The 14,664-nt window shown below is 38.1% G+C and carries 12 protein-coding genes; 6 read left to right on the forward strand and 6 right to left on the reverse strand.

Annotation, left to right across the window (positions count from 1 at the left end; all coding sequences use genetic code 11):
- Positions 1–209: 209 nt before the first annotated feature.
- The 4 genes from NST02_RS16255 to NST02_RS16270 form a co-directional block, all read right to left on the reverse strand.
- Positions 210–926: a LutC/YkgG family protein gene (locus NST02_RS16255; RefSeq protein WP_137742770.1), complete on the reverse strand. Its 717-nt coding sequence runs from the start codon at positions 924–926 to the stop codon at positions 210–212.
- Positions 923–2,353, reverse strand: coding sequence for a LutB/LldF family L-lactate oxidation iron-sulfur protein (locus tag NST02_RS16260; protein WP_340949282.1), 1,431 nt, complete (start codon positions 2,351–2,353; stop codon positions 923–925). Before NST02_RS16260 ends, NST02_RS16255 begins: the two co-directional genes overlap by 4 nt.
- Positions 2,354–2,402: 49 nt before the next feature.
- Positions 2,403–3,119 carry a (Fe-S)-binding protein gene (locus tag NST02_RS16265; RefSeq protein WP_095313607.1) on the reverse strand — a complete coding sequence of 239 codons (717 nt, stop codon included), beginning with the start codon at positions 3,117–3,119 and terminating at the stop codon, positions 2,403–2,405.
- Between the two features lie 226 nt (positions 3,120–3,345).
- Positions 3,346–4,071: a FadR/GntR family transcriptional regulator gene (locus NST02_RS16270; RefSeq protein WP_137742769.1), complete on the reverse strand. Its 726-nt coding sequence runs from the start codon at positions 4,069–4,071 to the stop codon at positions 3,346–3,348.
- A gap of 321 nt (positions 4,072–4,392) precedes the next feature.
- On the opposite strand from NST02_RS16270, the gene NST02_RS16275 reads away from it, so the two are divergent.
- Both NST02_RS16275 and NST02_RS16280 read left to right on the forward strand, forming a co-directional pair.
- The gene (locus NST02_RS16275) at positions 4,393–6,084 is read left to right on the forward strand and encodes an L-lactate permease (protein ID WP_095313610.1); all 1,692 of its coding nucleotides are present in this window, start codon (positions 4,393–4,395) and stop codon (positions 6,082–6,084) included.
- Between the two features lie 373 nt (positions 6,085–6,457).
- Complete coding sequence (locus NST02_RS16280; RefSeq protein ID WP_095313612.1) at positions 6,458–8,197, forward strand: B12-binding domain-containing radical SAM protein; 1,740 nt, start codon at positions 6,458–6,460, stop codon at positions 8,195–8,197.
- A gap of 38 nt (positions 8,198–8,235) precedes the next feature.
- Here the strand turns inward: NST02_RS16280 and NST02_RS16285 are convergent, their stop codons facing one another.
- Positions 8,236–8,535, reverse strand: a complete 300-nt coding sequence (locus NST02_RS16285; protein ID WP_340950046.1) for a hypothetical protein — start codon at positions 8,533–8,535, stop codon at positions 8,236–8,238.
- A gap of 172 nt (positions 8,536–8,707) precedes the next feature.
- Between NST02_RS16285 and NST02_RS16290 the strand changes: the two genes are divergently transcribed.
- Positions 8,708–9,046, forward strand: a complete 339-nt coding sequence (locus tag NST02_RS16290) for a DUF3905 domain-containing protein (RefSeq protein ID WP_340949283.1) — start codon at positions 8,708–8,710, stop codon at positions 9,044–9,046.
- Between the two features lie 5 nt (positions 9,047–9,051).
- On the opposite strand, the gene NST02_RS16295 is transcribed toward NST02_RS16290, so the two are convergent.
- The gene (locus NST02_RS16295; protein WP_095313618.1) at positions 9,052–10,407 is read right to left on the reverse strand and encodes a TrkH family potassium uptake protein; all 1,356 of its coding nucleotides are present in this window, start codon (positions 10,405–10,407) and stop codon (positions 9,052–9,054) included.
- Positions 10,408–10,629: 222 nt separating this feature from the next.
- On the opposite strand from NST02_RS16295, the gene NST02_RS16300 reads away from it, so the two are divergent.
- The 3 genes from NST02_RS16300 to NST02_RS16310 all read left to right on the forward strand — a co-directional run bounded on the left by NST02_RS16300 (position 10,630) and on the right by NST02_RS16310 (position 14,658).
- A complete protein-coding gene (locus tag NST02_RS16300) occupies positions 10,630–11,736 on the forward strand; it encodes a CdaR family transcriptional regulator (protein ID WP_340949284.1) in 1,107 nt (368 codons plus the stop codon).
- Positions 11,737–11,926: 190 nt separating this feature from the next.
- The gene (gene glcD, locus NST02_RS16305; protein ID WP_095313622.1) at positions 11,927–13,339 is read left to right on the forward strand and encodes a glycolate oxidase subunit GlcD; all 1,413 of its coding nucleotides are present in this window, start codon (positions 11,927–11,929) and stop codon (positions 13,337–13,339) included.
- Positions 13,336–14,658 (forward strand): (Fe-S)-binding protein, encoded by a 1,323-nt coding sequence (locus NST02_RS16310; RefSeq protein WP_095313624.1) that lies wholly within the window; start codon positions 13,336–13,338, stop codon positions 14,656–14,658. Before glcD ends, NST02_RS16310 begins: the two co-directional genes overlap by 4 nt.
- Positions 14,659–14,664 lie beyond the last annotated feature (6 nt).

Below are 14,664 nucleotides of genomic sequence, written 5' to 3' on the forward strand. Positions count from 1 at the left end.
TTATGTAAACTTTAAAGGTATGAAGGGAGGGTGCCTGAAGTTTGTGTGGTACCAGAGGCCAACGTAATACATTGTGAAATCGACCATTTTCAAAGTGAAAAAGAGTCGCATCCTAAATTGGTTGCGACTCGAACTATTGAAGTATATTTCTATCTCGATTTAACTTTTCAACTATTTTATCGTATATCACGAGATTGGCGACAATATTTTTATAAATCTTCGATCACAATGTAAGTTGCCTTAATCGGACCATGAACACCGACGACCAATATCATTTCGATATCTGCTGAATTACTCGGTCCGGTAATAAAGTTCACACACGAAGCCACTTGCTCACCATTTTGAACTTTTTCACGAATAATTTTCGCAGCTTGTGTCATTCGCGGAACGATGCTGCTCTTCGGAACAAGAATAATTGAGGTTGCCGGCAGAAAACTAACTGTTCTGCCCCGATCCTTGTTGCTGAAAAGAACAGCAGTTCCAGATTCAGCTAATGTAATATCACTAATCGTAATGCCAACATTGGCGCAGTTGGCTTTTTCAATATTTTCCGCGCCTTTTGTATAGTCCCATTCATGAAGAGAAATTCCTTTAGCCACCCACTCTTCCTTCATTAATGCAGAAAGTCCAAATTGGGCAAATCGCTCATCCTTCCACGATACGATTGGGCCACCACCATAGCTTTCAACAACCTTATTTAGTGCTGAGGGGAGAGTATTCGTATCCACGAGAACAAAATTTGTATGAATGTTTTTGCATTGTTCCTTTAAAACTTCTACAAGCTGATCCTGAGAAGCATCTTTCAAGACCTCTTCTTGAGGATTGTAGTTCCATTCAGGTTTCGCAATTTCTGTTCGCCTTTCACGTCCAAGACGACTCGCCAATTTATTTAAAAAGGCATCGCGATTTTGGATTGTTCCGATCATGAGTGTTCCCCTCCTTTTGAGCGATTCTTAAACCAATCACGGAATCGTTCTTTATTTGGCGTTGGGAAATCGCGAATTTCAGTCCAAGCCTTTAACGGGCCAGGTCCCTTCGAGATTTTCTCACCGTCAGAAAAAGGATTCATCGCGGCTGGTGCCATTTTCGAACCAATTTTATAAAGTGCTGGTGTTGAAGCACCGATCCCGAATGCCTTCATTAAAAGTTTTTCTGAAATAGGGGCTCTTCCCTCTTTTTCAACAATCACTTGGCGATGCTTATGAAGAAGATCATGTAACGGAATCTTTACCGGACAAGCTTCAGTACAAGCACCACAAAGAGTGGATGCATATGGTAATTCCTTATAATCATCATATCCACCTAATAAAGGTGACAAAACAGCGCCAACTGGCCCTGAATAAATGGATCCGTATGAATGCCCGCCAACATGGCGATAAACTGGACAGACGTTGACACAAGCCGCACAACGGATACATTGAAGGATCGATTGGAACTCTCCTCCTAAAATATCAGAACGTCCATTGTCAACTATGACAAGATGAAACTCCTCTGGTCCATCAACATCTCCCTCATCCTTCGTTCCAGTTAAAGTCGTAATGTAGCTAGTAAGCTTTTGCCCAACTGCACTGCGGGTTAACAGACTAACAAGAACTTCCATTTCTTCAAACGTGGGCACCAACCTCTCCATTCCCATCACTGTAATTTGTGTTTTTGGTAGCGCAGCTACTAAATCAACATTTCCCTCATTCGTTACTAATGTAACAGAACCGGTTTCTGCAACTGCAAAGTTACAGCCTGTAATCCCCACATCTGCAGATAAATACTCTTGACGTAATTTCTCACGTGCATGCAGTGCCAATTCTTCTGGCTGATCAGAATTTTGATACCCATGCTTTTCTTTAAATACGTCCCTTATTTGTTGCCTGTTTTTATGAAGTGCCGGCACAACGATATGTGACGGAGGTTCGTGATCATCGACTTGAAGAATATATTCCCCAAGGTCGGTTTCAATGACATCACAGCCTATCTTCTCAAGACAAGCATTCAAATTGATTTCCTCTGTAACCATTGATTTCGACTTGACTATTTTTTTCGCATTCTTTTTCTCTATGACGTTCTGAATATATTCAGTGGCTTCTTCTGCTGTTTCTGCAAAAAAAACATGACCACCACGCTTCGAAACGCTTTCACTTAACTCATATAAATAATAATCAATATTTTCTAACACATGCTGACGAATTTCTTCACCATGTGAACGCCATTCTTCCCAATTTCCTAACTCTTCAGCTGCGCTTAATCTCCGAGATTGGAAGCGTTCCTGCGCACTTGAAACAGCTCCACGCATAAAAGCATCTTGAATGCCTTTGTCAACTCTTTCCCCAAATTTTTCATTGCTCGTTTTCATTGCCATACGCTATTCCCCCTTTTGTCGATGTCCATTTTTCATTTCCCTTACTTGTTCATCGACTATTAAGAACCTCCGCTATATGCATTACTCGAATCGGCTTTCCTTTTCGGTCAATTCTTCCACCGATATTCATTAAACACCCTGCATCAGCGCCAATTAGAATATCTGCCTCAGTTTCTTCAACACACTGAACTTTTTCATCTACCATCTGTTCTGAAATATGCGTCATTTTAACTGAAAATGTTCCTCCAAAACCACAGCATTTATCTTTAAAAGGCAATTCGGTAAATTCAAGACCTTCAACATTTTTCAACAATTCCATTGGCGCCTCTTTTACACCAAGCAATCTAGTCATATGACATGATGTATGATAAGTAGCTTTGCCCTTAAGACTTGCGCCGACATTTTTCACACCTAGAACTTCGACGATAAATTGCGTTAACTCATACGTTTTATCTGCTAACGCTTGAGCTTTTCGCTCCCAAATCGGGTCACCTTTAAAAATATGTGGATATTCCTTAAAAAAATAAGCGCACGATCCAGATGGTGAAACGACATATTCAGCATGCTCAAATGCTTCAATCATTTTTTTCATTGCTGGTTTCGTATCCTCAACATAGCCGCTATTATAAGCTGGCTGTCCGCAACAAATTTGCGACTCAGGAAAATCGATTTCACAGCCTAAACGTTCTAGTAACTCTACAGTTGCCTTTCCAACATCTCCTTGAAACATATCTACTAAACAAGTAGCAAAAAGGGTTACTTTCATTTTCCCGCTCCTTAAAATACTTTTTTAAAATTCTTCCTTCAGTCAACCGGTCATCTGATGACTAAAAACTGGAAGACTCAATTTCTGTTATTTTTATACTACTACAAATAATTACGGTGATGAAAGAGTTTTCACAAAAAAAATAATAATGGAAAATATATCCTCACTCAATCTTTCCTATTAAAAAATAGGGCCTATCCCAATACAAGAATAAGCCCTGCTTTTATTACCGAATTTCCTTTTCATCAAAATACTTTTGGAGTATGTCCTCTACATTTTCGAGATGTGAAAGCATCGCTTTTCTTGCATCATCTTCATTTTTTTCCAGAATTGCTTTATAAATGGCTACATGCTGCTCATAAAGTTTTTCACTTGTTGTTTGCTTTGAAAATAACCACAATCTACGTGTTTCTTTCTGCGTCTCAAACATGAGCTCAGAAACTTGAGCCATCAATCCAGATAAAATCGGATTATGCGCAGCCTCTGATAAAGCTAAATGAAACTTAAAATCAGCCTGCTCCCCTAATTCTCCATCCCCTTTCACATTTTTCATTTCCTCCAAAACTTGCTCCATTGCTTTTAAGTCTTCATTCGTACGCTTTCGTGCTGCCGCAGCAGAAGTGCCTGCTTCTATAACTTTTCTAACCTCTAGGAGATTGGCAATATCCTCCTTATTCATAAGAATGGCTGTTGATAAAGGAAATGTAATTTGTTGAGCTTCAAAGCTTTTTATAAACGTTCCTTCCCCCTGCCTCATTTCTACAAGTCCCATTGCTTTCAATGCAGAAAGCGCTTCACGTATTGCTGAACGTCCTACTTGAAAATTTTCTGCAAGTTGTTGGACGGAATCAAGTCTATCACCAGGGCTAAGCTCACCTGTTCGAATCATTTCATGAAGTGCTTCCGCTACCTCTTCATAAATTTTTTTTGGCTTAATTTGTTTATATTTCAAGTATGTCCACCTCATCTAATCCCTTTGTCCATCGTAAGACATAGCTATATTATACTCGAACCCTACTTTAGTTAACAGTATTGAAAATGTAGTCACGCTAAAAAATAGATAAAATTTTGAAAAAACTGTTGAAATATGTTTTCGAACCAAATATAATTTGAAACATCCAGTCATCTGATGACCTTATCATCTTGTAATATGCTATTTTGAAAACGATTACTTTTTTAAAAGGGGAGGAACATTTTTTCACGGGGAGATTCATTTGAAGGTTATTTAAGCTGATCCATTATCAAAAATATTCATCAATTGGGGGAAGTTATTTTGTCATTTACTCAAAACTACACAGCAGTTAATAACAGTTTAGCTTTAACAGCAATTGTAGCTCTTATTCCAATTTTGTACTTTTTCTGGGCGTTAGCCATAAAAAAAATGAAAGGCTATGTCGCAGGTTTGACCACATTGCTTGTTGCATTTGTTCTGGCCATTTTCGCATTTAAAGTACCAGTCAGCACAGCCTTGATGTCTGCCAGCCAAGGTGCAGTCTATGGACTATTACCAATCGGCTGGATTATTATTGCCTCAGTTTTTCTCTATAATTTAACTGTAAAAACCGGACAATTTAATATCATTCGTCATTCTGTATTATCGATTACAGAAGATAGAAGAATACAGGCTTTACTTGTCGCTTTTTCTTTCGGGGCATTTCTTGAGGGAGCAGCTGGATTCGGTGCACCGGTTGCCATTTCTGCCGCCTTATTAGTGGGACTTGGTTTTAATCCATTATACGCGGCTGGTTTATGTTTAATTGCGAACACCGCACCGGTTGCATTTGGTGCAATTGGCGTACCAATTACAGCAATGGAAGGTCCAACTGGAATTGCTGCTACAGAAATTTCAAAGATGGTCGGACGCCAGCTTCCATTCCTATCTGTTTTTATTCCATTTTTCCTAATTGTCATTATGTGTGGTTTTAAAAAAACTTTGGAAGTAATGCCAGCAATTCTTATTTCTGGTGTTTCTTTTGCTGTCACACAATATTTAACTTCTAACTTTCTAGGTCCAGAATTACCAGATATTCTATCCGCATTAGTTTCTTTATTTGCCTTAGCTATTTTTATGAAATATTGGAAACCTAAAAATATTTATCGATTCTCTGAGGAGCAGGAAATGGCTTCAGCTTCTGCAGCAAATGCAGCTTTACAAAACTCCTCTTATACTGGAGGACAAATTTTTAAAGCATGGTCACCTTTTATCGTTTTAACTGGATTTATTTCACTTTGGGGAACACCAATCATTAAAGCTGCATTAACTGGACATTATGAAGGAACCAATATTATTCTGAAAGGCATTAATACTATTGGACATGCCTTAACCTTTGTACCAGAGGTCCCTTTCTTGCATAACAAGGTTATTGACGGGGCAACAGGGGAAGCGATTGCAGCAGTTTATAAACTAGAACTACTAGGTGCAGCAGGTACTGCTATCCTCCTCTCAGCTATTGTGACAAAATTTATATTCAACATGAATTGGGGCGAATGGGGAAAAACATTCTTTGAAACCATAAATGAAATCAAATATCCACTCATAACAATTTGTGCAGTTGTTGCCTACGCATATGTAGCAAATGTAGCGGGAATGACAACAACGCTTGGAATGGTGTTAGCTAAAACGGGGGCATTATTTCCATTCTTTTCACCTGTTCTTGGTTGGCTTGGCGTATTCATTACTGGTTCGGACACTTCAGCAAACGTCTTATTCGCCAAATTACAACAAGTCACAGCGACATCAGTGGGAATGGAACCTGTACTCGCTCTGGCAGCAAACTCATCTGGTGGTGTTACTGGGAAAATGATATCACCTCAATCTATTGCGGTTGCTTGTGCCGCTGTAGGGTTAGCAGGCAGAGAATCAGAGTTATTACGTTTTACCCTTAAATACAGTATTTTCTTATTATTAATTCTTTGTGTGATTACAATGTTGCAGGCTACTGTATTTACTTGGATGATTCCATAAAAGCATAATCGCCTAAAAGCTGTGTCAAAAGGTCTTAAAAATGACTATAATTGACAACAGCTTTTTTCTTTACTTTTTTCCAGCAGAATAAATAGCTTTATTAGGCTTGCCGTAAACGCTTGCTTCTTTTGTAGCTTTGTTTTATCCGGTGCTCGTTTTACCGCTCCACAAAAGCACTTTTGTTAAGGCTTTGTTAAATAGAATGGTTGTTAAAATGATTTTGGGCTCATTGCATGTGAATCCAAAGTTTCACATGCAATAGCTCCATTTTATATTGATCGTTATTAATTACGTTTTCATTTTGTCTGCTCTGCGAAAAATATGTATACTAATAGAGTTAATCATGAAAACTTTTTAAGGAGTCTGCGATAACATGAAGATCGTCTGCACTACATTAAACGCTAAGTACATACATACCAATTTAGCCATTCGTTACCTTAAGGCATACGCAAAACCCGAATTTGATATTGAAATCGTTGAATTCACCATTAAAGACCCTACCCTAAATATCGTAACAGACCTAATTCAAAGAAAACCTGATGTAATTGGCTTTAGTTGCTATATTTGGAATATTGAAGAGACACTTAAAGTGATTAAAATGATAAAAAAGATAAATTCCTCCATTCGCATTGTTGTTGGAGGACCTGAGGTCACCTACGATATATACGAATGGATGGAAAGAGAAACAAACATTGATTTTATTGTCATAGGCGAAGGTGAGGAAACTTTTAAGCAACTTCTGCACCAACTCAGTCACAACCATGATTTTTCGCAAGTGATGGGAATTGCTTACCGCGAAGGTGAACGAATTCGCATAACACCGCAAAGCAATAAAATTGATTTACGCGAGCTCCCGTCACCGTTTCGTTTTGAAGAGGATATCCCCCATCTATCGAAAAGAGTTACCTATGTAGAGACGAGCCGTGGCTGTCCCTTTAATTGTCAATTTTGCCTTTCTTCAATCGAAGTAGGTGTTCGTTATTTTGACAGGGAGAAGATAAAGAACGATATCCGCTATTTGATGAAGAATGGTGCTAAAACAATTAAATTTGTGGATCGCACCTTTAACATTAGCCGTAGCTACGCGTTGGAAATGTTTCAATTTCTAATTGATGAGCATGAAAAAGATACTGTCTTTCAATTTGAGATTACAGCAGATATTATGCGCCCTGAAGTAATCGAGTTTCTTAATAAAGAAGCTCCAAAAGGGTTATTCCGCTTCGAAATTGGTGTGCAATCAACCAATGATTTTACAAATGAACTTGTGATGAGAAAACAAAATTTCGAGAAACTTACCCGCACAGTTACAATGGTAAAAGATGGTGGAAAAATTGCCCAGCATTTAGATTTAATCGCTGGTCTACCCGAAGAAGATTATGTTTCATTTCGTAAAACCTTTAATGATGTGTTTGCCTTAAGGCCTGAAGAGCTTCAATTAGGGTTTTTGAAGATGCTCCGCGGAACAGGCTTAAGAATTCGGGCTGATGAACATCAGTATATATATATGGATCACTCTCCATATGAAATACTGGGGAACAATGTACTTTCTTTTGAAGATATTATAAAAATCAAACAAGTGGAAGATGTTCTTGAAAAATACTGGAATGACCATCGCATGGATCATACAATTGAATATCTTATCCACCACTTCCCCAGTCCATTTGATTTCTTTCAGGAATTCGGCTCTTATTGGGAAACTCAAGGGTGGGCAAGAATTGGGCACCAATTAGAAGATTTATTTACAAGACTTGTTCAATTTTTACAATTTATCAAATTTAAAGAACTGGAAACAGTCGTTGGATTAATGAAAATCGACTATTTATCGAAAACGAAGTACAAGCCGCGGAAACCTTGGTGGGAGCCTACATTAACGAAACAAGAGCGTTCAAAAATTTATCAAGCCGTACTTCAGAAACAACTACAAATTGGGCAAAAATTTGAAGCGCTACATTTAAATGAACGAGATCTGTATAAGCATACTCTTGTTGAAGAATTACCATTTGATTTAGGTAAATATTTGAAGACAAAGACTATTGTAAAAACAAATACGTTTATGATTGTTCATTTTGATTCAACTCAGGAAAAAGCAAATTTCTATTATGTAAGTGACTAATTCTTTACAAAACACACGGTCCAATCGACCGTGTGTTTTTAACATTTTTTCTTTTTACTTGAAACATCCTTCTTTTCTTTACTGGCAAACGGGATCTCATGATGTTTGGCGGCATTCAAATCGCCAAATTCATTTCCAAATTCAACACGGCTTGCAGCCTCTTCTTTTTTCTTACTCATTTTTTTCCCCTTTCGCCCTTTCTTAGCATTACGATTAAAACCCTTCATTTCATTTTCACCATGAGCAAATTCAGCAGAAAACTCTGCTTCTTCTATATTTTTCTTTGGTGTTCTACTATGTTTTGCTACAGCATCAAACTCTGCTTTTCTTTTTGCCATTTTGCATCCTCCTCATGAAATCTCCGCTCATTGTTAGGAAACGCTGTCATTAATACGTTCCTTATACAATATTATTTACAAAGATTTTCACAATACACTCCCTTTTATTTCATCGATAATCGAACTGTCCTTTGGAAAAATTAAATTTGTACCTAAAAAAGGAGTGATAACAATGAAGAAGAAGCTAAAAAAAATTACGGTTGATGAAACAATGCCTCATCAAATTGATTCACCCGATTTTAAAGATACAAATATGAAAATGGAGCGACCATTTGTAAATGATTTTGGTGTGGTCATCGGTGATAGTCAATATTCATCTGCCAATTCCCCACTTGAGCAGTGGAGCGATGAAATCGATCCGGCAATCATGTCTGGTGAAGAGTGGGTTCATCCGACAAATGATATTGGTTGGAATACTCGAGAAAACAGAGAGTTAATTGAAAGCAAAAAAAAACCTAATGCTTTTCCATTTATGCATCCTACAAAAGATGTCAATCACGGAAAAGATTAGGTTTTTTACCCAATAATAACTCTTTCTTTTGGATAATGATAGTTTGTTTTTTCTTCCTTCCCACCGATCATAAAAAGGAAAGAAAGAAGTCCAATTCGACCGATAAACATTAAGATCATAATAACAATTTTTCCAAATGAGGATAACTCCGATGTGATTCCCATCGAAAAACCGGTTGTACCAAATGCCGAACATATTTCAAACATAAGCTCCATCAAGGAATGATCTTCTGATATGGATAAAGCAACAAGGGAAGTCGTACATAGGGCAAAAGCAAGCATCGTTACGGCTAATGACTTGCGGATGTCATCTTCATGCAACTCTCTGCGAAAAATTTTAATATGGCGATTTCCCTTAGCAAAATGCCATAAATAAAGAATATTTAAAGCAAAAGTTGTCGTTCTAATGCCTCCTCCAACCGAGCTTGGTGAAGCCCCGATAAACATCAAACCACTCATAACGATTAAGGTTGCTTGTGAGAAATTGCTAACATCAATCGTCGCCAGCCCGCCACTTCTTGTTGAAGCAGATTGAAACAGGGCATAGAAAAATGATTTATGCCATGTTTCATTTGCAAAGGCATGACGCCACTCTAACAGTAAAATTACCACTGTTCCAAATACAAGAAGAGCAAGGAATGTTATTGAAGTCAATTTTGTAAATAGGGAAAATCGAAATGCCTGTTGACTTTCCTTTTTTATTAAAAACTGTTTTACTTCAATTAGAACTGGAAAACCAATCGCACCAAGGGTGATTAAAATAATATTAATCAACTGGACAAAATAATCATTTGCGTATGGTTCAAGCGATTGACCAGTGATATCAAATCCACCATTTGTGGTCGCACTGATCGATGCAAAAAGACCATGAAAAAAAGCATCCTGCCAGTTTGAATAATAATTCAGGAAATATATCCCTAAAATAAGTGTTCCAATTAATTCAATCAAAAGGATGATTTTTAAAATATCTTTAATCAAATTAACAAGCCCGGCTAGACTCGTTTGATTTTGGTCGACCATAATCAAACGGCGTTCTTTTAAGCCAATCTTACGTCCAAGCAAGAGCCAAAAAAAAGTTCCTAACGTCATGACCCCTATACCACCAAATTGGAGGATCGCCATTAATACGAAAATTCCAAACACACTATATGTCTCGGAAATATTAATGACCGTTAAACCTGTTACACTGACAGCGCTCACCGCAGTGAATACGGAATCAATGAAAGGAATTTCTACTCCATTCTTATGCACTGCTGGAATCCGCAGCAACAAAACTGAGACTGTGATCGCCAACGCATAATAACCGACAATTACTTGTGCTGGTGTTCGTTTTTTAAGAAAGCTTTTAACATTTGTCCACATTTTATGTTCCTCTTTGCCTAATTTAGTCCATTTCACTTTTGAATTCGACTAGTTTCATTATCTCATGATCTATTCCCCTATCATAAAGAAATTTGTTCTATATTTAAAGCTTTTACGAAAATTTTGTTTGGTAAATTCAAGGCAGCTTCCACTCCACACTTGTTAAATATTCTCCCCTCATAAACGAAATCGATTATACTTAATGAAAAGGAGGCGAAAATAATGCTCTATAAAGAACTAGCAGATAAAATCGTTTCAGAGGTGCGAAGATTATTAGACGAGGACATTATTGTCGTCGACACAACCGGAATGATTATCGCAAGCACTGATCCAAAAAGAGTAAATTCATTTCATGAAGGGGCGTTAATTGCCTCGCAAAGAAAGGAAAAACTTATTATTTCAGAGGCCGATCAAGCGATCTTAAAAGGAGTGAAAGCCGGGATTAATTTACCCATTTTTTTTCAAGGCAACGTAGTTGGCGTTATCGGTATTACCGGCACACCTGAAGCCATATCTCCTTTTGGTGAAATCATCCGCAAAATGACCGAGCTTCTTATTAGTGAAACCTATTATACAGAACAGTTTGATTGGCAATCCCGTTCAATGGAGGCGTTTCTTCTTGATTGGCTATATTTAAAAGAATGGAACGAAAATTTCCTGGATAGAGCTCATCTTCTTGATATCGACATGAACATCAATCGCCAAGTAATGATTGCAGAAGTTACGCAGGATCCTTCATTTCTCCACCGTGATGTCTGGTTATCGATTTTATCTTGGCAGGAAAAGGGGCATTTTGAAATCATTTCAAGATGGGGAAATAATCGCATCATTTACCTGCTTACCCCACAAAAACAAAAGCAAGATTACAGTCGAGAAAAAGCGAAGCGTTTTCATCAATTTTTAGTAGATTGTTTGCACACAGATGTTTTTGTCGGGGTCGGATTAGCCGTTTCACCACTGCATATTCAAAATTCCTATCAACAAGCAATTAGAGCTTTAAATGCGTGTAAAACAAAGCGTGAAGTTGTTTTTGATGAAGATCTCGCTTTAGATATGATTCTCGATGAAATCAGTCAGCAAACGAGAGATGATTTCGTTAAGAGAACGATAAAAGCGCTACTGACTGAAGAGGAGCTAATACTTACTTTAAAAAAACTAATTGAGCACCATTTCTCCTTAAAAAATACGGCTCAGGCTTTACATATTCACATTAATACACTCCATTACCGCCTTAAAAAAATCACGGATCTAACGAAATTGAATCCTCGCAATATCGATGATCTATTTGTCCTTTATTTAGCACTTCAATTTTTAGAAAACCAATCATGACAATGCTAAAAACTGGGCAAAACGATCATATAGATATATAGACAAAAATAAGGATATAATATCAATATTTTTTATATAAATATACATAGAAGATTTCCCCTTTATTTTTTATACTTATAGTGAGTAAGTAATATTACGACTATACTGTAAGCGTTTTAAAGGCAAATAAAATGACGGGGGAAATGCATTTATGATTAACGAACAAATAAAGGAAAGGATCATCTCTATTGTAGGTACCGAAAACTTTGATGATAGCAAAGTAGGAAGACTGACTTATTCTTATGATGCAACACCAAATTTCCAGGCCCTCCCCGATGGGGTAGTAAGTCCTAGAAATACTGAGGAAGTTGCTGAGCTTGTGAAAGTTTGTAATGAACATCATATTCCTGTTGTACCACGAGGTGCAGGTTCAAATTTATGCGGCGGTACATGTCCTACTGAAGGTGGATTGGTGTTTCTTTTTAAACACATGAACGAAATTTTAGAAATCGATGAAGAAAATTTAACTGCAACAGTTCAGCCCGGTGTTATCACCCTTGATTTAATCAATGCAGTGGAAGCAAAAGGCCTGTTCTTCCCTCCTGATCCTGGTTCGATGAAAACATCAACAATTGGAGGCAATATAAATGAAAACTCAGGCGGACTACGCGGATTAAAATATGGAGTCACTCGCGATTATGTCATTGCACTTGAAATTGTACTTGCTAACGGGAGCATTATCAAAACTGGTGGAAAACTTGCCAAAGATGTAGCGGGATACGATTTCACCAGATTGTATGTTGGTTCAGAAGGCACTCTGGGAATCGTTACGGAAGCAACTTTAAAGCTTGTCCCGATTCCAGAGACAAAAAAAACAATGCTTGCCTTATATGAAGACCTTGAAGCAGCAGCTACAACCGTTTCGAAAATTATAGCGAATAAAATCATTCCAGCCACTCTTGAATTTTTAGATCAAGCGACACTGAAAGTCGTAGAGGATTATGCAAAAATTGGACTTCCTACGGACGCAAAAGCCGTCTTATTAATCGAACAGGACGGAGCTCCTGAGGTTGTCGAAAGAGACATTAAAAAGATTGCTGATCTTTGTACTGAAGAGAATGCCGTATCGGTGCAAATCGCGAAAACAAAAGCTGAAGCAGAAGCGTTAACAACCGCTCGCAGAGCTGCTCTTTCTGCATTAGCCCGCTTAAAGCCAACGACTATTCTCGAGGATGCGACTGTTCCTCGTTCACAAGTTGCGAACATGGTTAAGGCGATTAATGAAATTGCCGAGAAATATCAATTGAATATTTGTACGTTCGGACACGCAGGAGATGGGAATCTCCACCCTACTGTTCCAACTGATGCTCGTAACAAGGAAGAAATGGAAAGAGTGGAAAAGGCATTTGAAGAAATATTCGAAAAAGCAATCGAGCTTGGAGGAACCATTACAGGAGAGCACGGCGTCGGCATTATGAAAGCTCCTTATTTAGAATTAAAACTTGGTCAAGAAGGTATTGCAGCAATGAAGGCGGTAAAAACAGCTCTTGATCCAAACAATATTATGAATCCTGGAAAAATATTTGCCAAGGATAGCAGAAAACGTGTGGTGATTGGACAATGACAACTTTGCAAGAACAACAAGTAATCCAAGATCGCTTTAAGGAGCGCATGGATGAAGATGAATTATTAAATTGTATGCGCTGTGGTTTCTGTTTACCTAGTTGTCCCACCTATATTACTTCAGGCTATAAAGAATCCCATTCACCAAGGGGAAGAATTGCCTTAATGAAAGCAGTTGTTGATGGTTTAATTGAACCAGATGAGGATTTTGAGACCTCTCTAAATCAATGTCTTGGCTGCCGAGCTTGTGAACCAGTTTGTCCATCTGGAGTAAACTACGGTCATTTGCTGGAGGAAGCCCGCGATATTATCAATCAAAATAAAAAGCACTCCTTACCTGTAAGAACAGTCAGAAAAGCGGTTTTTGAAGGACTATTTCCACATCAAAATCGCATGAGAAATTTTACCGGTTTGCTGGGATTTTATCAGCGTTCAGGACTACAAAAGGTTGCTAGAGCCACTGGAATTATGAAGCTTTTTCCTGAAAGCCTAGCAACCATGGAACGTGTCCTACCGAAAGTGCCTACGATAAAAGAAATGAAAAACCGTCCACGTTTTTTACCTGCCGAGGCACCTGAGACGAAAAAAGTTGCCTTTTTTACGGGCTGTTTAATGGACACGATGTTTCTTGAAACCAATAATGCAACAATGAAGCTATTGCAGCTAGCTGGCTGTGAAATCATCATCCCGGAGAGTCAAAATTGCTGCGGTGCTTTGCATGGACACAGTGGTGAAAAGAATGGTTCGAAGGAACTTGCCAAAAAGAACATTCAAGCATTTGAAGATTTGGATGTTGATTATATTATTACAAACGCAGGTGGCTGTGGAGCATTTTTAGTTGATTATGATCATCTTTTAAAAGACGATCCAGCATGGAAAGAGCGCGCATTAGCTTTTAAAAATAAAATCAAAGATATTACGGAAATTCTTTTTGAAGTACGCTTCCATGAGAAAGTTAAATTAGAGCTCCCTTTTCAAATTGTGACCTATCAGGATTCCTGTCACTTACGCAATGTAATGAAAACAGCAGCAGCACCGAGAGCACTTTTACAAGCGATCGAGGGCATTGAGTTTAAAGAGATGAAGGATGCTGATCGTTGCTGCGGTTCCGCCGGAATTTATAATATTGTTGAATCCGAAATGTCGATGCAAATTCTTGATTACAAAATGGAGCAGACAAAGGCAACACATGCGTCCACCGTCGTAACGGCAAATCCAGGTTGTCTGCTACAAATGAAGCTTGGTATTGAAAGGGAAGGCTTAAATGAGAAAATGCGTGCTGTCCATATTGTTGATTTATTAATGGAGGCTGTAAAATAATCACAG

The sequence above is a fragment of the Robertmurraya sp. FSL W8-0741 genome, from assembly GCF_038004005.1.
GTDB lineage: Bacteria > Bacillota > Bacilli > Bacillales > Cytobacillaceae > Robertmurraya > Robertmurraya siralis.